Origin of the sequence: Vitreoscilla stercoraria DSM 513 (genome assembly GCF_000382305.1) — a bacterium.
Taxonomy (GTDB): Bacteria; Pseudomonadota; Gammaproteobacteria; order Burkholderiales; family Neisseriaceae; genus Vitreoscilla; species Vitreoscilla stercoraria.
Map to the genome: position 1 here is coordinate 135,200 of NZ_KB908025.1, position 20,868 is coordinate 156,067.

The following is a 20,868-nucleotide window of genomic DNA, read 5'->3' on the forward strand; positions in this document are numbered from 1 at the left end:
GCTGATTTACCGCTGCAATCGCGGTGGGCAACCATCCAGAAAGTAGGTATTATAGCGGCTTATGACATCAAGTGGGAATCATCATGGATCACAATAACAACATTGCCCAATTAAAAGACAGCGGTTTGAAAGTTACCGGCCCACGTTTGAAAATTTTGGATTTGTTTGAACAAAATCCAGATGCACATTTGAGTGCTGAAGACATTTACCGTTTGTTGCTGGAAGACGACAGCGACATTGGTGTGGCGACCATTTACCGTGTGTTGACTCAGTTTGAGCAAGCCGAGATTTTAATCCGTCATCATTTTGAAACGGGTAAAGCGGTGTATGAACTCAATCGTGGCGGACATCACGATCACATCGTCTGTGTGAAATGTAACAGTGTGATTGAGTTTTTCGATGAGCGCATTGAAGCGATTCAAGAACAAATTGCACTGGAAAATGGTTTTCGCATTGTTGACCATTCTTTGTACATGTATGGCGTGTGTCCTGAATGTCAGGCCAAAGCTAAAAAATAACCATGCAGTTGTCTTACCTAACCGACGACATTCAGTCTTGGCCTGATTTGACCATCGCCCAACAACAGCGCGATGGTTTGGTGGCTATTGGTGGCGATTTGAGTGTAGAGCGTTTGCTTGCCGCGTATCAACGCGGCATTTTTCCATGGTATAGCGACGGTCAGCCCATTTGTTGGTGGGCTTTGGCACCACGCATGGTTTTGCGTCCTGAAAACTTATATATCGGTCGCTCTTTGGCCAAAAACGTGCGCAATCGTCGCTATGCTGTCACCGTCAATCAACAGTTTCAAGCCGTTTTAAGCGCTTGTGCGAATGTGCCACGAGAAGGACAAGACGGCACTTGGTTGACAGCCGAATTGCAATGGGCATTAACACAAATGTTCCGTCAAGGACATGCGCATAGCTTTGAATATTGGCAACAATCTGCACAAGATGCCAGCCAATGGCAGCTCATGGGCGGACTGTATGGCATTCAAATCGGACGGGTGTTTTATGGCGAATCTATGTTTGCTTTGACGGGTGACGCTTCAAAAATCGCTTTTGTCCATGCCGTAAAGTATTTACAATCTTGCGGCATCGAATTGATCGATTGCCAAATGCACACACACCATTTGGCCAGATTTGGCGCTTTGGAAATCGCATTTGCTGATTTTCAGGCCGCTTTAAACCTTTATTGCCAACAAGATTTGCACCAAGCAATGGTTGCAGGCGTGTTGGTCAATCAAATCAACTAGGGAGCATCATGTCTAATTTACAAACCACCATCGAACAAGCTTTTGAAAACCGTGCCGATATCACACCTGCGAATGCACCTGCAGACGTGAAAGCAGCGGTAGACGAAGTCATCGCTCAATTGAATGCAGGCGTATTGCGTTGCGCTGAGAAAATTGATGGCGCTTGGGTCGTGAATGAGTGGGTTAAAAAAGCGGTTTTATTGTCTTTCCGCTTGAACGACAATAAAGTCTTGAACGATGGTGTGAACCAATATTTTGATAAGGTGCCAACCCGTTTTGATGCTTACACTGACGAAGATTTCCGTCAAGGCGGTTTCCGTGTGGTGCCAGGTGCGGTGGCGCGTACGGGTTCATTCATTGGCAAAAACGTGGTGTTGATGCCGTCTTACGTGAACATTGGCGCCTACGTTGACGAAGGCACCATGGTAGACACTTGGGCGACTGTTGGCTCTTGCGCACAAATTGGTAAAAACGTGCATTTGTCAGGCGGCGTGGGCATTGGTGGCGTGTTGGAGCCATTGCAAGCGAGCCCTACCATTATTGAAGACAATTGCTTTATCGGTGCACGTTCTGAAATCGTGGAAGGCGTGATTGTTGAAGCGGGTTCTGTGATTTCTATGGGCGTTTACATCGGTCAATCTACTAAAATTTTGGATCGTGAAACCGGTGAAATCACTTACGGTCGCATTCCAGCAGGCTCGGTGGTTGTGTCTGGTTCTTTGCCTAGCAAAGACGGCAGCCACAGCTTGTATTGTGCAGTGATTGTGAAAAAAGTGGATGCACAAACTCGCAGCAAAACCAGCGTGAACGAATTGTTGCGCGGCATTTAATTTGTTTTGATTTTTGAAAACAAACAACAAGCGCCCTGTAAGTTTTATAGGGCGCTTGTTTTGTATGGTACGAAACTCTTCAACCTAAATTATTTGGCCAGCCAAGCGTTAAAGCGTGGAATCAACTCTTCTGAGTGGTCACCCCAAAATGCTGCGTTAAATGGCAATGCTTGTTCCATATTGGCTGCAAATGTTGGTAATTCAGTTGCATATTTTTCAGGTACGTTGGCCGCCGCTTGCTTGTTTGGTAAGCCATAAGCCATGAACTCTGGTAATTTCACTTGGTTTTCTGGCAAACTTGCGAACGAAATGAAATCCATAGCGGCTTCTTTGTTTGCCGCACCTTTTAAAATCGCCCAGCTGTCAATCGAGTACATGCTGCCTGGCCAAACGATTTTGAAATTGGTGCCTTCTGTGCGGTTCAAGCCGGCGACACGACCATTGTAAACCGATGCCATAGAGACTTCGCCTGAGGCCAATAATTGCAAAGGTTGTGCGCCAGATTCCCACCACAGCACATGCGGTTTGATTTCATCCAACTTTTTGAATGCCCGTGCTACGCCTTCTTCGCTTGCCAAAACCTCATACACTTTGTCTTGTGGTACGCCGTCAGCCATCAAAGCAAATTCCAACGTGTAAGTAGGGGTTTTGCGCAGTGAGCGTTTGCCTGGGAATTTCTTCACATCCCAAAAGTCCGCCCAAGAAGTCGGGCCACTTTGAATTTTGTTGCCATCGTAAGCAATGACTGAAGACACAACAATGGCGCCCACGCCACAATCGTTTACTGCAGTTGGCAAATAAGCGTCTTTTCCACCGAGTTTGTCCCAATCCAAAGGCTCTAACAAACCATCTTCACAAGCCGATGCCAAAGTCGCACCTTCTACTTGAACCACATCCCAGTTTGGGTTGCCCGATTGCACTTTTGCTTGTAACACACCATAACCGCCATCGTAGTTTTCATCCAAAACCGATTTGCCCAGTTTCTCTGAAAACGGTTTGAAATAGACTTCACGCTGAGCATCCTGGTAAGTGCCACCCCAAGAAGCGATGGTCAAATCGCGTGTCTTATTGCTGGTGCTCGATGTGCTGCTGGCTTCTGGTATAGGTGTGCTAGAAGGCTCTGCGGGCGGATTGTTACAAGCGCTCAAAGCAATCAAAGCGCTGCAAATGGTGATTAACATCGGTTTCAAATGCATCAAAAAACTCCGTGTGTGGTTGAAGCTGTTTTTAGTTAAGTCCACAAATTTTGTAGGCAATGCTTGCCAATGCGGTGGTTTGAGGTTGTTGTTTTCGGTATTCGATTTGATCGGCCCAACCGAGCATGCGGTACATGCTGTGGATGCCTATCCAACGAAATGGCTCTGTTTCCCATGTGGGATTTTGAAAATTGTTCCAAGGCAAGCGTTCCAGCTCGCTTTGTTGCTGCAGAACTTTGGTGGCCATGTGGCGAGCGGCCAAATTTGTGCCTGCTACGCCATGGCCTGCAAAGCCATAAACGTGACCGACTTGGGTGTTGGGGCTCAGGCTGACGCTGGCACACCAATCGCGTGTCACGCCCAAAGAGCCTTTCCATGCATGCGCAATTGCAATGGGGTATTCTGGAAATACCGCTGCCAATTTGTGTTGCAATTGAGCGATGGTGGCGTTGTCCAAATGGCCATGGCCTGCATCAACTGAATTGAATTGATAAGGCGCGCCGCGGCCGCCAAAGACAATTCGATCATCGCGTGTGCGTTGGGCATAGAAAAATTGGTGTGATTGGTCGTTCAAAAGGTATTTTTGTGTCCAGCCAAAGCGTTGCCAAAAAGCTTCTGGTAACACTTCTGTGGTGATGATGGATGAATTGACCGGAATGATTTTGCGGTTTTTGAGCAAAGCGTCGCTGTAGCCTTCGGTACAGCTGACAACGTAATTGGCCGACACTTTTTGACCTTGGACTTGAACGTGTTGTTTGCCAAAAGCTGTAACAGGGCTGTTTTCAAAAATTTTGACCCCTCGTGTGCGCAAACAATCACGCAAACCAAACGCCAATTTCGCAGGCTGAATGCGTGCGCCATGTTTGAATAACAATGCGGCTTTGACATTGTTACTGTTCAAATGCGTTTGTGCTTGGGTTTGATTCAAATACTCAATTTCGTCTTGTGGATAGCCAAATTGGTGGTCGTGCTGCTTTAATTTATGTAAGCGCGTGGCTTGTGCAGGGTTCATGGCGATCGTTAACAAACCACCTTCATGCAAATCACAATCGATATTTTCTTTTTGGCAAACTTGTCTGACTTCGGCTATGGTGGCGGTCACTTGTTGTTGGAAAAACACGATGTTTTCTTGGCTGATACCTGCCTTGAGCATTTTGGAGACAATGCCTGGCATGTGAGGCGAAAGCCAGCCGCCATTGCGTCCAGATGCGCCATAAGCCACTTGTTGGGCTTCAAAAATGGCAATATTCCAATGAGGTTGGGCTTGGTTTAAATAATACGCCAACCACAAACCAGTGAAACCAGCACCAATAATCACAACATCAAAATGTTGGTGCACTTGTGCATCAAAAGTTTGGGCATTGGCATTAAATGCAGTGTGTTCTGGTAAAGATTTGACCCAAAAAGAAATGTTGTTGTGTGACATGGTTTTGGTCTTCAAAGAATAAAAAAGATTGGTATTGGTTTTAAATGCATAAGTCATTAAGATAGGCGTATGGTATTTGAAAAATCAATGAATTTTTACAAATAATTTGAAATTGGAATGGTTAATAAAGTTAAATAATATCTGAATGTTAAATATGAAAATATTATTTTTTTAATATTGAATAGAAAAATTTTCTTTGTTATATCAAACATTATTTTGGAATCAGATGTGGGTATGAGTTTGAAATTTTTCGAATGAATTTATTGAAAATAACAGCCAATTTGTTTCAATGTTTTTTTGTGAAAAAATTGAAACAATTTTTATTTTTAGTAAAAATAAAAATAAAAATCAAATTAGCCTTGAGTCTTATTTGGGCAAACAGTGCGTGGGAAAACTACGATAATATTGGTTTGAAAATTGCCAAGGAGAAAAATGATGTCCGAGAACATACATGTGGTGTGCCCACATTGCCATTCAACCAACCGTGTGCCCACGCAGCGCTTAAATCAAGAGGCCAAATGCGGACATTGCCAAGATGTTTTATTAATCGAAAAATCGGTTGCTTTGGATGCTGCATCATTTGAGCGTCATGTTGGGCGCAGTCAATTGCCGGTGGTAGTGGATTTTTGGGCACCGTGGTGTGGGCCATGTCGCTCGATGGCACCTGCTTTTGAAGAGGCGGCAGACCGTTTGTTGGGTATCGCGCAATTGGCGAAACTGGATACCGAGGCGCATCCACAAGCGGCCGCACCTTACCATATCCGCAGCATTCCGACGATGGTGGTGTTTATCGAGGGTAAGGAAGTGGCTCGTGTCTCTGGCGCTATGAGTGCTGCACAAATTGAGCAATGGGTGCAGTCGGTGTTGTAGCGCGGGTTAGAATGGTGTTCTAAGCGTCCTGTACGGTGCGACAGGGCGTTTTTTTATGTATTGATGGTTTTTTGGCATTGTAAATGCTCATTTGTTGATTTAAATGCTTTCCAATAGATGAATAATAGGTATTTAATATGCTGTTTTAATTGGTGAAGTTATTTATTTTGGGATTTTTTATACAAGATGAAGCAACAATTTGATGTCATAGTCATCTGAGAAAAATAAGATTCTCATGCAATGAGAATATAGATAAGCAGTATCAATTCTATTTCGATAGACCATAAAAACAAAAATATGAGGAGTGAAAAGACATGTATTTGTTGAAAGCCAAATCTCAAAGTAATAATGTTTCCATACAATTAGCGGCATACAAAAATTACGATAGCATTGTGGAAATTTTTGATGCAGAAGCAGTGGTTGCCGCTCAAAAAAATGACAATGCACAGGTTTTAAAATTGGCAAAAAAGCACAAATTGGCTTTTGCTTTGTACCATCCTGAGGTCATAGAAGTAGAACATGATTTGTCGCAAATGTTAGATGGCCGCATGCGCAGCCATGGCAAAATTCTGTATTTGCGTCCCGAGCAAAAAGAGTCTTGGGCTGCTTCAGGTTGGCTAGAGCGTTTTATGGACCAAGGCGCGGTGGTTTTTGAAGGAGATTATGAGGCTCAATGTTTGGATTTGGTGCGTTATAATATGTGTTGGGGTGGGAGTTTTGAGTAATGTATTGAGGATGTTTTAAAACAGCCGTTGCATCATGTTAATGAAAATCCGCTTTCACCACCTCCATGACATCAATCATGAAGATGGTATAAAAACAATATTAAGAACGTGGTCCGCTGGCTTTTAAGGTGCCATTAATGAGCGGTGCTTGTAACCAGCCATCACCTAATAGGCTTAAATTGCCAAAGCGTTCGCTTTGATTTTGCCAATCTTCACGTGCTTGTTCGATTTCTGCTTGCGTACGTGCCACCAAATTCCACCATACAATCAATTCTTCTTGCATCGGTTCACCACCAATGAGCAATACTCGGCTATTGGCTGGTAAATGAACATTCACTTCAGTTTGACCTTTAGGCAAATAAACCAAGACTGACGCATCGCAATCGGTTTGTTCTATGCTGAAGTTGCCTTCTAATGCCATCAAACCATATTCAAAATCAGGATTCAAAGGCAAAGTCACCTGATGGGTTTGTTGGCTTAGGATATCTACTGCGATCAAAGGCGTGTGAACTTTGACGCTAGAGGTCTGTCCTTGCCATGAGCCCACCAAAATCGTTTGCGTGGATTCATCTGTTTTTATGGCAAGCAAATTGGGATAGTTTTCAAATGCAGCAGGCATGTTTTTATGGCTGTCAGGCAAGGCTATCCACAATTGAGCTGAATGCAAGCGTCCTGTAGGGTTCAAGCTTATTTCAGTATGGGCAATGCCATTGCCTGCAGTCATTAAGTTGATTTGACCTGCTTGAATGGTTTGATGGTAGCCTAAGCTGTCTTTGTGTTCGATTTCACCTTCTATCATCCAAGTAAACGTCTGCAAGCCAATATGAGGATGGGAGTGTACATGCAATTGTTCTGCACGAGTGACTTGTACGGGACCTAAATGGTCTAGGAAAATCCACGCACCAATACGGCGCAACGCACGTTGTGGTAAGCCGCGCAGAATTTCAAAACCTGGGCTTAATTCGGTTTTGGCTTGGTTTAACACTTCAAATTGAGTCATGAGGTCACCTTTTGGGTAAAATAAGCATCAAGCAAGCTTATCACAAGCTGCAATCAGGTTGTATCTGACACGAATAAGGAGAGAACAATGAAATTGGCATCAATACAGGAAGTATTGGCTTTTTGGTTGGATGAGTTGAGTTCTGAGCAGCGTTTTAGCAAAGATTCAGATGTCGATGAACACATTCGTGAGCGTTTTTGGGAAACTTGGAAAGCGGCAACTGCAGGCGAGTTGTGGTCTTGGCGAGACAGCTTGCAAGGACGCTTGGCGGAAATCATTGTGCTAGACCAATTCAGCCGCAATTTGTGGCGTGAAGATTGCCGTGCTTTCGATCAAGATGGTATGGCTTTGGTTTTGTGCCAAGAAATGTTGCGCCAAGAAGGGTTTGCTGATTTGAGTGAAACGGAGAAACAATTTGCTTTGTTACCGATGATGCATTCTGAATCGCTCATCATACAGGACGCTTCTTTACCATTGTTTAAGCAACATACCAATGACAATACTTTGGATTTTGCGCAGCGACACCGTGATATTGTGGCAGAGTTTGGGCGTTTTCCTCATCGTAACTTTGTTTTAGGTCGACCATCTAGCATGCAAGAGGTGGAGTTTTTACAAAAACCTGGGTCTTCATTTTAGAAAATAGTGAATCATATCAATTTTATAGATTAGATTGGATGCGGCCTGTAAAGCTAATGTCATTAGCAAGCAGGCTTTTATTTTATTGGCATGTAATTGATTTTATTTACAATTGTTAATATGAATTAATTTTTTTTATAAAACAAGATTAAAATATATTAATTTCCGTGTATGTGAAAATTAAATTCTAATTTATGACATTAATAAGCAATATTTAAGATAATTTGTTTATAAGTGAAGTAATTGGACATTTTGTTGCCTTGTTTTTCGTGTTGCGATGCAGTATCTTAAGCGCTGTTCTGTTGTTCAAACCCACAACGTCTATTTTGAATGATTGTGTGAATGGATTGTCATGACTTAAGTATTGTCACGTACCAAAAATCGTCGTCAATATTGGGTGCTTTTTACAAGCCTTGTATGAAATCGTTCATGCCTTTTGGAATACTCGTATTATTAAGAGGTGTTTATGCAATTATCAGGTGCACAGATTGTTGTGCAATCTCTCATCGCTGAAGGCGTAGAATACGTTTTTGGCTATCCTGGTGGCGCAGTTCTTGAAATTTACGATGCCATCTATCAGCAAGATAAATTCCGTCATATTTTGGTTCGACACGAGCAAGCTGCCGTACATGCTGCCGATGCTTTTGCACGCTCTAGTAGCTCAGGCAAAGCTGGTGTTGCGTTAGTGACTTCAGGTCCTGGTGCAACCAATGCCATTACAGGTATTGCCACAGCGTATACCGATTCGATTCCATTGGTGGTGCTTTCAGGTCAAGTGGGTACGCCTGCCATTGGTTCTGATGCATTCCAAGAAGTTGATATGGTGGGTGTGAGCCGTCCTTGCGTCAAACACAATTTTTTGGTGACTGACATCGCAGATTTGGCAGAAACCATTAAAAAAGCATTCTATATTGCGGAGTCTGGTCGTCCCGGTCCTGTTGTGGTCGATATTCCAAAAGACATCACGCAAGCGATGGCAAAATTCAGCTATCCTGAAGAAGTGTTCATTCGCTCGTATCAGCCTGCAACCAAAGGCCATACTGGTCAAATCAAAAAAGCTTTGCAAGTATTGGCAGGTGCCAAGCGCCCATTGGTTTATTTCGGTGGTGGCGTGGTATTGGGCAATGCTTCAAACGAATTGACTGAATTTGTGAAGTTATTGGGTGCACCAACAACGGGCACTTTGATGGGTTTGGGCGCTTACGATTCTACCGATCGCCAATTCATTGGTATGTTGGGCATGCATGGTCGCTATGAAGCGAACTTGGCGATGCAAGAAGCCGATGTGGTGATTGCCATTGGTGCGCGATTTGACGACCGTGTGATTTCGGTACCAAGCAAATTTTTGGCCACACCTAAAAAAATCATTCACATAGACGTCGATCCATCGAGCATTGCCAAGCGCGTGAAAGTGAACGTGCCGATTGTGGGCGATGTGAAACTGGTATTGCAAGAGATGATTGCGCTTTGGAAAGAGCAAGAATTGATGTTGCAACCCGCGGCTTTGGAAAAATGGTGGAAAACCGTTGAGGCTTGGCGTTCACGCGATTGCTTGTATTTTGATCAAGGCGACGATGTGATTTTGCCACAATATGTGGTGAGCACTTTGGCACGTTTGACCAATAATGAAGCGATTGTGACGTCCGATGTGGGTCAGCATCAAATGTATGCTGCGCAATATTATCCGTTTACCCGCACACGCCAATGGATGAATTCAGGCGGCTTGGGCACGATGGGCGTGGGTTTGCCGTATGCGATGGGTGCCAAATTAGCGAACCCTGAGCAAGATGTTTGCTGTATCACGGGCGAAGGCTCGATTCAGATGAACATTCAAGAATTGTCGACTTGCTACCAATACCGTATTCCTGTGAAAGTGATTAACTTGAACAACGGTTATTTGGGCATGGTACGCCAATGGCAAGAATTCTATTACCACGACCGTTATTCTGAGTCTTACATGGATTCATTGCCTGATTTTGTGAAATTGGCAGAAGCTTATGGTCATGTGGGCATGCGCATTGACAAACCAAGCGATGTGGAAGGTGCTTTGAAAGAAGCATTGGCATTGAAAGATCGCATGGTGTTCATGGATTTCATTACCGATAGAAAACAAAACGTCTTCCCTATGGTGGGCAATGGTAAAGGCTTGAACGAAATGGTTCTGCCACCGCACATGCGTGAAACCATTGCAGATTCTGACGTGAACGATGTTCACGATCGTGATTACGACACTCGGAGCGTGCCATAATGAGACATATTTTATCGATTTTGATGGAAAACGAATCAGGTGCGATGAGCCGTGTGATTGGTTTGTTTTCTGCTCGTGGTTACAACATTGACTCTTTGTCAGTGGCGATGACCGAAGACCCAACTTTGTCACGCATGACGATTTCAACGCGCGGTGATGAAGAAGTGATTGAACAAATCACCAAACAATTGAATAAATTGATTGAAGTGGTCAAAGTCATCGACTTGAACGATTCGCATTTTGTTGAGCGTGAATTGATGTTGGTCAACGTGCGTGCTGTGGGCAAAGACCGTGATGAATTTTTGCGTTTGGCAGAGATTTACCGCGGCCGTGTGGTGGATGTGAGTGAGCGTACTTATACCATCGAAGTGACGGGCACCACTGAAAAATTGGATTCTTTTGTTCAGGCTTTGCCAAAAAGTTTGATTTTGGAAACCGTCCGCACTGGTGCCGCTGGCATCGGTCGTGGTGAAAGAATGTTGCGCATCTGAATCGCGACACATAAAACATAGATACTTAGGTGTTCTTAAACCTTACAGGACGCCTTTAACAATACCATTTTTGGAATTTAAGGAAATAAAATGAAAGTTTTTTACGATAAAGATGCTGACTTGTCTTTGATTAAGGGTAAAACTGTTGCGATTATTGGTTACGGTTCACAAGGCCATGCACACGCTCAAAACTTGAAAGATTCAGGTGTGAACGTGGTTGTGGGTTTGCGCAAAGATGGCGTGTCTTGGAAAAAAGCTGAAAATGCAGGTCACAATGTTAAAGAAGTGGCTGAGGCGACTGCTGCTGCTGACGTGGTGATGATTTTGTTGCCTGACGAAAGCCAACCAGCTGTTTACCGCGATGCTATCGCACCTAACTTGAAAGAAGGCGCTGCATTGGCTTTCGCTCATGGCTTTAACATTCATTACAACCAAATCGTGCCACCTAAAAATGTTGACGTGATCATGGTTGCGCCTAAAGGCCCAGGCCACACTGTTCGCAGCGAATACTTGAAAGGCGGCGGTGTACCATCTTTGATCGCGGTTTACCAAGACAACACCGGTCGCGCTCGTGACATCGCTTTGTCTTACGCAGCGGCTAACGGCGGCACCAAAGGCGGCGTGATTGAAACCAATTTCCGTGAAGAAACCGAAACTGACTTGTTCGGTGAACAAGCGGTATTGTGTGGTGGCGCGGTTGAATTGGTGAAATGTGGCTTCGAAACTTTGGTTGAAGCGGGCTACGCACCTGAAATGGCTTACTTTGAGTGCTTGCACGAATTGAAATTGATTGTAGATTTGATGTACGAAGGTGGTATCGCGAACATGAACTACTCAATTTCTAACAATGCTGAGTATGGCGAATACGTAACTGGCGTGGAAGTGGTGACTTCTGAAACCAAAGCTGCGATGAAAAAAGCTTTGTACCGCATTCAGTCTGGTGAATACGCGAAAATGTTCATCAACGAAGGCCAATTGAACTACCCTTCAATGACCGCTCGTCGTCGCATGAACGCAGAACACCAAATTGAAATCGTCGGCAAACAATTGCGCGACATGATGCCTTGGATTGCTAAAAACAAATTGGTTGATCAAGAGAAAAACTAATTTAATTTTTAATTAAATTGGATATTTAAAGCGTCCTGTAAATGTTTACAGGACGCTTTTTTAATTGGATTTAATGATTTTTAAATTTGATTTAAATCTTTTAATTTCAATCGCATATGGATATTTATTTGAGCTATCTCAATAAATATTACAAATGCGTCCTGTAATCTTGAACCAGTTTTTTAATTTAAATGTCATTATGGTTTGTCAAATCAAGGTGTGGTTGTCGCCAACATTGAAAAGGAGCCTGAAATGGATGGGGTGCAATTGAATGACTTTGAGTATGAAGATGAGTATGACGACGAATATGATTTAGGTGATTTGGTGGTCATTTGTGGCGGTGATGTTGCCCAAATGAATCAAGAAGAAATGGAAAACTGGTTGGAAAGGCAATTACCCAATTGTTAAATATGACAATGACAAGCGTCCTGTAATATTTTACAGGACGCTTGTCATTGTCATTGTTATGCTGATTTTTTAAATACATTGTTTAATTTTATGATATTTGATTGGAATGAATGGGATTTTTTTTTGTCAATGGCATATGATATTTGATAAAAAGGATGAAACCATGCACCCAACAGCCATGCAAAACGCAGAGATTTTTTTTAAAACCTACGCCGCTTCATTTGATGGGCAAATTAAAAGAGTGGTTGAAATTGGCTCGCAAGATGTCAATGGCTCTCTTAAAACTCATGTGCCTATGGATTTTGAATATGTGGGCGTGGATTTTGTCGCAGGCAAGGGTGTGGATGTGGTATTAGATGATCCTTATAGTTTGCCTTTTGAAGATGAAATGGCGGATATCGTCATCAGCAGTTCTTGTTTTGAACATTCGGAAATGTTTTGGTTGGTGTTTTTAGAGGTGATGCGCATTTTAAAGCCACACGGTTTGTTTTATTTGAATGCGCCGTCAAATGGTGTGGTACACCGTTATCCTGTCGATTGCTGGCGCTTTTATCCTGATAGTGGGCATGCTTTGGTGACTTGGGCCAGACGCAACCACATTCCTGCGGTATTGTTAGAGTCTTATACAAGCAAACAAGCTGTGGCTCAAACTTTGTTTGCAGCTGAGGATTGGAATGATTTTGTGGCTGTTTTTTTAAAAAATGGCGAGCACATTCATCAATACCCCAATCGAATTTTGCATACCAAAAAAGATGTTTACAATGGCATTTCTCAATGGGAGGGTGCGTGGCATGAATATGAGATTTCGGCTTTGACTGAAGACCAATTAAAATTGCAAAAAATGCAAAATGCATTATATAGTCAACATATTGCCTTTTAATATCTTAATACTCCAAAGTCAAAATCAAAAAAGCGTCCGATTACAGGACGCTTTTTGGCATTGAAATAAGATGTTTGGCATCAAAATGCAGGTCGCTGTGCGACATCGGTATGAGTGGCGGCATGGTGTTACCAAATGGTTTGGTCGTTGCGCAGCCATGCGGTGATGGACAAACGTTGTTGTTGTGCCAATTGAACCTCGTGCAGTAAGTCACTTTGGAATAAGGCAATGCGGTTGGGTTTGGGTATGAGAGTATGCCAAACGTCATTTTTGTCTTTGAAATGCAATTGACCTCCCCAATCTTCTTCCCATGTTTCATGCAAATAATACACGGTGGAAATGACACGACCATTTTTGCCATGAGGATTGTCACGGTGTAAGGCGTAAAATTCGCCAGTGTGATAGCAGGCAAAATGCGCTTCAACGTCATTGATGCCCAAAAAAAATGCCCGATTCAATGCATCGGACAATATTTTTAAGGTGTGGATGTGCTGTTGAGCGATTTCCAATTGGGTATCAATCCATAAAATGTGGTCGCTGCGAATGTGACTTTGCACGCCGTTTTGTATGCCAGCATTGCGAAATTTTTGTAAGTTGTCCATGCATTCATTCAAAACTTCATGCGCAAACGTCGTTGGATAAGCGTTGTCAATCACGCTGAATCCATGTTGAGCCAAATCATCAAGGATTTGCTCCAAATTCCAAGTGATGGGTAGGTCTAAAATTTCCATGAGAGGGGTGATTTTCAAATAGAGAGTTAAAAAAGGTGCGCCATCATATAGGAACTTTTGGGTAAGATAAATAAAAAAATGTGCTTGGTCATGATTGAGATTTGTCAGGTATTTAAACGCTTGCTATGGCAAGTGATTTTTTCAAAAATACAGCATACAAGCGGCCTGTAAATGAATGTTGTCAGGTGATTGAAATGCTGATTGGGTGATTTTGATGGGAAATGGGATGGGATGTGGTGTGTGTTGCGATGTTTCAAATAATGGTGTGCCAATGGCAAAGTCATACTAGATGTGTGCGCAATTGAAATTTAAGCGGCCTGTAAGCCCGACAGGACGTTTAAATTTTGTATAATGGCAATCTTTGAAATGATTGCAGTGATACAGCCCATGAGCGAACAAGAATCTGAAAAACAATACCAAACCTCTGACATTGACAATGAAGTGAGTCACAAACGTGGCATACGCAGTTATGTTTTGCGCCAAGGTCACATGAGTGATGCGCAAAAAGCGGCGATGTCTGAAGGTTTGCCAAAATATGGCATCGAATACCAGCCTGAATTCATTGATTTGAACGCCGTATTCGGTCGTGACAATGACAAAATCTTTGAAATCGGTTTTGGTATGGGAACGGCGACAGCTCACATTGCGAAGGTTTTGCCTGAAAAAGACTTTGTGGCGATTGATGTGCATGCGCCGGGTGTGGGTAATTTGTTGAAATTGATTGAAGAAAACGAATTAAGCAATTTGAAAGTGATGCGCTACGATGCCGTTGAAGTGGTGAACAATATGTTGCCTGATGGTTCTTTGGCTGGTATCCATGTCTTTTTTCCAGACCCTTGGCATAAAAAACGCCACAATAAACGCCGCTTGATTCAAACGCCATTTGTGATGCAATTGTTGCCAAAATTGAAAATCGGTGGCTATATTCATTTGGCGACCGATTGGGAAGAATATGCAGTGCAAATGTTGGAAGTATTGTCAGGCATTGATGCTTTGCAAAACACTGCCACGGATTATGCACCAACCCCTGAATACCGTCCTGAAACCAAATTTGAAGCTCGTGGCAAACGTTTGGGTCATGGTGTGTGGGATTTGGTGTTTACCCGAGTTAAATAGCAGATATTAATGAATTTTTAGTAAAAATGCTCGATGCATGTTTGTAGTGACCACATTGGGCATTGCCTAGCACCATCATCGCCGATGGTGTAACTCACCAAAATATTGTCCACATAGCCTGTGGATAAATATGTAGATAAGTTGTGGGTAGAGCGTAAAAATACAGTAAAATCAAGCTTGGCAGCATGATTGCTTAAATAATAGACAATTTTTTAATATTGTTTAAAATCAAATACTTAATAATGTCAAGAGACTTGTGTGACAAATTGTGGTTACCATGTGACCATAGTAAGACAGGTTTTGAATATTTTGGATAAAGCCTGATTTGTCAAGCGGTGGATAACAAACAAAACTCTTGGTGGATGGATAGTAAAGCACGCTGTAACGTGCAGAAAGAAAACAATGAAAGCCAGTCAATTTTTTATTTCGACTTTAAAAGAAGCACCAGCAGAAGCAGAATTGCCGAGTCACCAACTGATGTTGCGTGCAGGTTTGATTAAGCGTGTGGCGTCAGGTTTGTATACATGGATGCCGATGGGCGTGCGTGTAATGCGCAAAGTTGAAGCGATTGTGCGCGAAGAAATGAATGCAGCGGGTTCAATTGAATTGGTGATGCCTGCGATACAACCTGCTGAATTGTGGCAAGAGTCTGGTCGTTGGGAATTTTACGGCAAAGAATTATTGCGTTTGCAAGACCGTCATGGTCGTGATTTTTGCGTGGGTCCGACCCATGAAGAAGTGATTACCGATGCCGTGCGCAGCGAAATCAAATCTTACAAACAATTGCCAAAAAACTTTTACCAAGTACAAATCAAATTCCGTGACGAAGTGCGTCCGCGTTTTGGTGTGATGCGTGCGCGTGAATTTGTGATGAAAGATGCGTATTCTTTCCATGCTGATTTTGATTCATTAAAAGCCACTTACAATGTGATGTACCAAGCGTATTGCAATATTTTTGACCGTTTGGGTTTGGATTATCGTCCTGTGGCAGCGGACACAGGCAGTATTGGTGGCACAGGTTCGCATGAGTTTCAAGTATTGGCTTCCAGTGGCGAAGATGTGATTGCTTACAGCACAGGTTCTGATTACGCAGCCAATATTGAATTGGCACCGACTTTGCGTCAAGAAGGCACACGTGCACAAGCGAGCCAAGAATTGACCAAAATCCATACCCCGAACACCAAAACCATTCAAGCTTTGGTTGAGTTTTTGAATGTACCGATTGAAAAAACGGTGAAGTCGATTGTGGTAGAAGGTGAAGAAGAAGGTTCATTGGTATTGTTGTTGTTGCGTGGCGACCATGCATTCAATGACATCAAAGCAGAAAAATTGGCAGGCGTGAAATCGCCATTGACCATGGCAACGCCTGCAGCCATCAAAGATGCGTTTGGTGCCAATGGTGGTTCTTTGGGCCCTGTGGGCTTTACAGGCCGCGTGTATGCCGATTATGCGATTGAATTGTTGAATGATACTGTTGTGGGTGCGAACGAAGACGACTACCACTACACAGGCTTTAATTTTGGTCGTGATGCAGCTGAGCCTGAGTTTGTGGATTTGCGCAATGTCATCGAAGGCGACGCCAGTCCTGATGGTCAAGGTGTGTTGAAATTGGTACGTGGTATTGAAGTGGGTCATGTATTCCAATTGCGTACTAAATATGCAGAAGCGATGAAAGCGACCTTCTTAGACCAAAATGGTAAATCCCAAGTGATGGAAATGGGTTGTTATGGTATTGGTATCACGCGCATTGTCGCTGCGGCGATTGAGCAAAACAACGACGAGCGTGGCATCATTTGGACCAATTCAATGGCACCATTCCAAGCGGTGATTGTGCCAATGAATTACAAAAAATCTGAAGCGGTACGTGAAGCGGCGGATGCATTGTATGCACAATTGAAAGCTGAGGGCGTGGATGTGTTGCTGGACGACCGTGATGAGCGTGCGGGCGTGTTGTTGAATGATTCTGAATTGCTCGGCATTCCACATCGCATCGTTATTGGTGACCGTGGTTTGAAAGCGGGCGAGGTAGAATACCAAGCGCGTCGCGACAATGAATCGCAAACAGTGGCAGTGGACGTTATTGCAGCAAAAGTATTGGATGCATTGAAATAAGTGATGTAGCTGATTGACAGGACGCTTTTGCCAAGGGTGAAAGCGTCCTGTACTATTATGTGGCGCCCTTTAATAAGGAATGTTTATGACAATGAATTGGCAACAGCTGCTCAGCGCACAACGTTTTAAGCAAATCGATGGCGAGGTGATGCCTACGCGCACCCCTTCTACTCAAGAAGGCATCGATGCGCTGCGCACAGATTTTCACATCGATTACGATCGTGTGGTGTTTTCAGGTGCATTTCGGCGTTTGGGTCGCAAAACCCAAGTGCATCCGTTTGCGGAAAACGATTTGACACACAATCGATTGACTCACAGCGTGGAAGTGGCCAGTGTGGGGCGTAGCATCGGCAATCGTGTCGGAGCGATGCTGGCGCATGGTGGGTTTTTGCCTGCTAACTACACGCCTCAAGACATCGGTGGCGTGGTTCAGGTCGCTTGTTTGGCGCATGATTTGGGCAATCCACCGTTTGGACACACTGGTGAAGATGCATTGCGCGATTGGTTTCGCAATCCGCAACATGCGCATTATTTGGCACTTTTGAGTGCTGCCGAGCGTTGTGATTTACAAACTTATGAAGGCAATGCCCACAGTTTGCGCACAGTTTCTGCTTTAGAAATGTATCGCCATCGTGGCGGCATGCGTTTGACCGCTGCAACAATAGGAACTTTGCTCAAATACCCTTGGACGAGTTCTGAACCCAATATGGGACAACATAAATTCAATGTTTATCAAGCTGAGTTGCCGTATGTGCGCCGTGTGGCGGATGAATTGGGCTTGATATCTGTGAACACTGACCGTTGGGTGCGACATCCTTTGTCGTATTTGATGGAAGCGGCAGATGACATTTGTTATGCCTTATTGGATTTGGAAGATGCGGTTGAAATTGGTTTGCTGTCGGATTTGCAAGTGGAGGCGATTTTGTCGAAATTGACGTTTGTTGAATCTACTTGGCAAGCGCAATCGGCACGCCAAAAATGTGCCATGTTGCGTGGCGTGGCGGTGGGTCGGGCGGTGGAAGACGTTGCCAATACTTTTATGTTGCATCAGCAAGAATTATTAGCAGGCGCATTTCAAGGCAAAGATTTGTTGGCATTTTGTTCTAATGAGGTGCGAGATACTTTGGAAGTGGCCAAAGAAGCAGCACGCCAGTATATTTTCCGACATCCGAGCAAATTGATGAATGAAATTGCAGCATTTCCTTGTTTGGGACAAATTTTGGAATTGTTATTGCCTGCGGTATTGGCTTATGTGGTGGAAAGAAAAGTCAGCCACAGACAATCTTTGGTCTTGGAATTGTTAAAAGAAGACCCTATTTTAGAAACAGACAGCGTTTATCAAGCCTATATGAAAGTGTTGGATTTTGTCGGTGGCATGACCGACAATGCCGCAGCCAAAATGGCCCGCGAAATATCTGGCATCAGTATGGTGTAAGCGTCCTGTAAACATTGACAACGCCGTGAGGCGAGGAAAGTAAGAGATGGAATTAGAATCGATGCGTTTGTCCAAACGCATGGCACAATTGGGTTTGTGTTCACGCCGTGAAGCAGATACGTATATTGAACAAGGTTTGGTGAAGGTCAATGGTGTGGTGGCAATATTGGGACAGAAAGTTACCGAAGCCGATCGCATTGATTTGGCCAAGCAAGCCCACGAAGCACAAGCGGAACGTGTGACCATATTGCTCAATAAGCCTGTCGGCTTTGTATCGGGTTCACCTGAAAAAGAATACCGTGCTGCCATTGAGTTGATTACTGCGCAAAACCACTGGAGCGAGGATACCAGTCGCCGCACGTTCAAACCATTTATGCTCAAAGGTTTGGCTCCTGCAGGCCGCTTGGACATTGATTCAACGGGTTTGTTGGTGTTGACACAAGACGGTCGTGTGGCCAAGCATTTGATTGGTGAAGACAGTCGCACTGACAAAGAGTATTTGGTGCGTGTGCGCGGTCAAATTCAGCCTAATGGTTTGGCTTTGCTCAATCATGGTTTGAGTTTGGATGGCGAGGCGTTAAAACCTGCACGTGTGACATGGCAAAACGAAGACCAATTGCGCTTTATTTTGCGCCAAGGTAAAAAACGCCAAATTCGCCGCATGTGTGAATTGGTAGGCTTGCGAGTGGTAGGTTTGAAACGCATTCGTATTGGCCAAATCAAATTGGGTAATTTACCGCAAGGTCAATGGCGTTTTGTACGTCCTGAAGAACAGTTTTAAGGTGGCGTGATGAGTCAAAATTTAATCAAAGATTATTTGCGCACCCAAGGAATCAAATTGCCAATTGAGATGGTGCAAGTGGCGTATTTGACTTTGGGTACGGTTTACAACGTTGCTGAAGTCAAGGATTTGCCAGCAAACCTATGGCAAGACACGACATATGATTTTGATGCGGTTTCTGTTTTGGAGCAATCCGGGATTCACAACGATTTTTTGCGTTCGGTATATGCTGTTTTGGATTCCACTTTCCAGCGCTATCCAGCCAAAGTAGCTTTGTATGTGGTGCAGCCTGAAGTAGAAGGTTTGGTTTTGAACCGTTTTTGGCACAATGGCATGAATATGCCACAAAGTTTGAATGCTGCTGAGCATGGGCAATGCTTGCTGCATCGTGTGGCGCAAACAGGTTGGGGTCAGTTGATTGACGATGCTCAGCGCTGGGTCAATATCAGTGAAATGAGTGCTGAAGAGAGCCATTTGGGCTTGAGCCAAATGTTGTGGCCGTTGACCACGCCCAGTGGTGCGGTTTTGGGTGTTTTGTATGTGACCTCGCCAGAAGTGGCTGCGTTTGATGAAAATGCACAAGCTTGGTGGTTGGGTGCGGCTTTGACGGTAGCTGATGCTTTGTACAATGTATTTCCGCCTGTGGGCGCAGATTTAGAGGATTAATATGATTTATCAACCTGAAATCAAACCCAATCAACCACAAAATGATATCGAAGTGCGTCATGTTGCTACTTGTCGTTTGCCAACTGAATGGGGCGAATTTCAAATGCATGGATTTGAAGAAGTCATCAGTGGTCAAGACCATGTGGCTTTGACCATGGGTGATGTCAATCATGGTGAGCCCGTTTTAACGCGTGTTCATTCTGAGTGTTTGACAGGTGATGCTTTGTTTTCGCAACGTTGTGATTGTGGTCCACAATTACAGGCCGCTATGCAAGCGATACAAGCCCAAGGTCGTGGCTGTATTGTGTATTTGCGTCAAGAAGGTCGCGGCATAGGCTTAATCAATAAAATTCGTGCTTATCAATTGCAAGATCAAGGCATGGATACCGTTGAAGCGAATGTGGCTTTGGGCTTGCCTGTGGATGCCCGTAATTTTGTGCTGGCTCGCAATATATTGCGTTTTTTACATATTACCGATATTACATTAATGACCAACAATCCACAAAAGGTAGAAACTTTACAGGACGCTGGTATCAATGTGGTGGCGCGTGAGCCATTGATTGTGGGTTTGAATCGTGAAAACGAAGCTTATTTGCAAACCAAACACGATAAATTGGGACACATGTTGTAATAGAATTGGGGCGTGTTCACTCGGTGTTGATTGGATTTTAGATAAAATCAAAACTTTTTTTTCTTTATGGAACAATCCTATTGGAAAATACTTTGTTTTGATGCTTGCGGCAAATCGGTTCCTATGTTTTAATACGCCCTCTAAACGAATTGCATGAAGCAACTCGGGGTGATTAGCTCAGTTGGTAGAGCGTCTGCCTTACAAGCAGAATGTCGGCGGTTCGACTCCGTCATCACCCACCAAGAAATTAGCGGTGGTAGCTCAGTTGGTTAGAGTATCGGCCTGTCACGCCGAGGGTCGCGGGTTCGAGTCCCGTCCGCCGCGCCA

General features: G+C 43.9%; 21 protein-coding genes and 2 tRNA genes. 19 read left to right on the forward strand and 4 right to left on the reverse strand.

The window, feature by feature from the left end:
- Positions 1-83 precede the first annotated feature (83 nt).
- From fur to dapD, 3 genes are read left to right on the forward strand one after another with little or no spacing between them, the layout of a single operon-like run.
- The gene (fur, locus tag H150_RS0107710) at positions 84-518 is read left to right on the forward strand and encodes a ferric iron uptake transcriptional regulator (RefSeq protein ID WP_019958475.1); all 435 of its coding nucleotides are present in this window, start codon (positions 84-86) and stop codon (positions 516-518) included.
- A gap of 2 nt (positions 519-520) precedes the next feature.
- Positions 521-1,252 (forward strand): leucyl/phenylalanyl-tRNA--protein transferase, encoded by a 732-nt coding sequence (gene aat, locus H150_RS0107715; protein ID WP_019958476.1) that lies wholly within the window; start codon positions 521-523, stop codon positions 1,250-1,252.
- Positions 1,253-1,260: 8 nt separating this feature from the next.
- Complete coding sequence (dapD, locus tag H150_RS0107720) at positions 1,261-2,082, forward strand: 2,3,4,5-tetrahydropyridine-2,6-dicarboxylate N-succinyltransferase (RefSeq protein WP_019958477.1); 822 nt, start codon at positions 1,261-1,263, stop codon at positions 2,080-2,082.
- Positions 2,083-2,171: 89 nt separating this feature from the next.
- On the opposite strand, the gene H150_RS0107725 is transcribed toward dapD, so the two are convergent.
- Positions 2,172-3,278 carry a polyamine ABC transporter substrate-binding protein gene (locus H150_RS0107725; protein WP_211206676.1) on the reverse strand — a complete coding sequence of 369 codons (1,107 nt, stop codon included), beginning with the start codon at positions 3,276-3,278 and terminating at the stop codon, positions 2,172-2,174.
- Between the two features lie 31 nt (positions 3,279-3,309).
- A complete protein-coding gene (locus H150_RS14020) occupies positions 3,310-4,704 on the reverse strand; it encodes an NAD(P)/FAD-dependent oxidoreductase (protein ID WP_040755798.1) in 1,395 nt (464 codons plus the stop codon).
- Positions 4,705-5,139: 435 nt separating this feature from the next.
- Here H150_RS14020 and trxC point away from each other — a divergent pair, with 435 nt between their 5' ends.
- Entirely contained in the window at positions 5,140-5,574 is a 435-nt protein-coding gene (trxC, locus tag H150_RS0107735; protein ID WP_019958480.1) for a thioredoxin TrxC, read from the forward strand.
- 314 nt (positions 5,575-5,888) lie between these two features.
- Positions 5,889-6,299: a hypothetical protein gene (locus H150_RS0107740; RefSeq protein ID WP_019958481.1), complete on the forward strand. Its 411-nt coding sequence runs from the start codon at positions 5,889-5,891 to the stop codon at positions 6,297-6,299.
- A gap of 100 nt (positions 6,300-6,399) precedes the next feature.
- Here H150_RS0107740 and H150_RS14025 read toward each other — a convergent pair whose 3' ends face one another.
- Complete coding sequence (locus H150_RS14025; RefSeq protein WP_019958482.1) at positions 6,400-7,299, reverse strand: pirin family protein; 900 nt, start codon at positions 7,297-7,299, stop codon at positions 6,400-6,402.
- A gap of 87 nt (positions 7,300-7,386) precedes the next feature.
- On the opposite strand from H150_RS14025, the gene H150_RS0107750 reads away from it, so the two are divergent.
- From H150_RS0107750 to H150_RS0107775, 6 genes are all read left to right on the forward strand, one after another.
- The gene (locus tag H150_RS0107750; protein ID WP_019958483.1) at positions 7,387-7,935 is read left to right on the forward strand and encodes a DUF924 family protein; all 549 of its coding nucleotides are present in this window, start codon (positions 7,387-7,389) and stop codon (positions 7,933-7,935) included.
- Between the two features lie 466 nt (positions 7,936-8,401).
- Positions 8,402-10,183 (forward strand): biosynthetic-type acetolactate synthase large subunit, encoded by a 1,782-nt coding sequence (ilvB, locus tag H150_RS0107755; RefSeq protein WP_019958484.1) that lies wholly within the window; start codon positions 8,402-8,404, stop codon positions 10,181-10,183.
- Positions 10,183-10,674 carry an acetolactate synthase small subunit gene (gene ilvN / locus H150_RS0107760; protein WP_026353570.1) on the forward strand — a complete coding sequence of 164 codons (492 nt, stop codon included), beginning with the start codon at positions 10,183-10,185 and terminating at the stop codon, positions 10,672-10,674. The genes ilvB and ilvN overlap by 1 nt, the downstream gene beginning before the upstream one ends.
- Before the next feature lie 90 nt (positions 10,675-10,764).
- Complete coding sequence (gene ilvC / locus H150_RS0107765) at positions 10,765-11,781, forward strand: ketol-acid reductoisomerase (RefSeq protein WP_019958486.1); 1,017 nt, start codon at positions 10,765-10,767, stop codon at positions 11,779-11,781.
- A gap of 252 nt (positions 11,782-12,033) precedes the next feature.
- Positions 12,034-12,189 (forward strand): hypothetical protein, encoded by a 156-nt coding sequence (locus H150_RS15105; RefSeq protein ID WP_155970491.1) that lies wholly within the window; start codon positions 12,034-12,036, stop codon positions 12,187-12,189.
- Positions 12,190-12,352: 163 nt separating this feature from the next.
- Entirely contained in the window at positions 12,353-13,069 is a 717-nt protein-coding gene (locus H150_RS0107775) for a methyltransferase domain-containing protein (RefSeq protein ID WP_040755770.1), read from the forward strand.
- Positions 13,070-13,197: 128 nt separating this feature from the next.
- Here H150_RS0107775 and H150_RS0107780 read toward each other — a convergent pair whose 3' ends face one another.
- Positions 13,198-13,800 (reverse strand): 2OG-Fe(II) oxygenase, encoded by a 603-nt coding sequence (locus H150_RS0107780; protein WP_019958489.1) that lies wholly within the window; start codon positions 13,798-13,800, stop codon positions 13,198-13,200.
- 387 nt (positions 13,801-14,187) lie between these two features.
- On the opposite strand from H150_RS0107780, the gene trmB reads away from it, so the two are divergent.
- From trmB to H150_RS0107820, 8 genes are all read left to right on the forward strand, one after another.
- A complete protein-coding gene (trmB, locus tag H150_RS0107785) occupies positions 14,188-14,916 on the forward strand; it encodes a tRNA (guanosine(46)-N7)-methyltransferase TrmB (RefSeq protein ID WP_051083017.1) in 729 nt (242 codons plus the stop codon).
- 402 nt (positions 14,917-15,318) lie between these two features.
- The gene (locus H150_RS0107790) at positions 15,319-17,028 is read left to right on the forward strand and encodes a proline--tRNA ligase (RefSeq protein WP_019958491.1); all 1,710 of its coding nucleotides are present in this window, start codon (positions 15,319-15,321) and stop codon (positions 17,026-17,028) included.
- A gap of 85 nt (positions 17,029-17,113) precedes the next feature.
- Entirely contained in the window at positions 17,114-18,463 is a 1,350-nt protein-coding gene (locus H150_RS0107795; RefSeq protein ID WP_019958492.1) for a deoxyguanosinetriphosphate triphosphohydrolase, read from the forward strand.
- A 46-nt stretch (positions 18,464-18,509) separates the two neighbouring features.
- Entirely contained in the window at positions 18,510-19,244 is a 735-nt protein-coding gene (locus tag H150_RS0107800; RefSeq protein ID WP_019958493.1) for a pseudouridine synthase, read from the forward strand.
- A 9-nt stretch (positions 19,245-19,253) separates the two neighbouring features.
- Entirely contained in the window at positions 19,254-19,910 is a 657-nt protein-coding gene (locus tag H150_RS0107805; RefSeq protein WP_019958494.1) for a GAF domain-containing protein, read from the forward strand.
- 1 nt (position 19,911) lies between these two features.
- Positions 19,912-20,541 (forward strand): GTP cyclohydrolase II, encoded by a 630-nt coding sequence (gene ribA / locus H150_RS0107810; protein WP_019958495.1) that lies wholly within the window; start codon positions 19,912-19,914, stop codon positions 20,539-20,541.
- A gap of 166 nt (positions 20,542-20,707) precedes the next feature.
- Positions 20,708-20,783 (forward strand) — tRNA-Val (locus H150_RS0107815).
- 8 nt (positions 20,784-20,791) lie between these two features.
- A tRNA-Asp gene (locus tag H150_RS0107820) sits at positions 20,792-20,868 on the forward strand.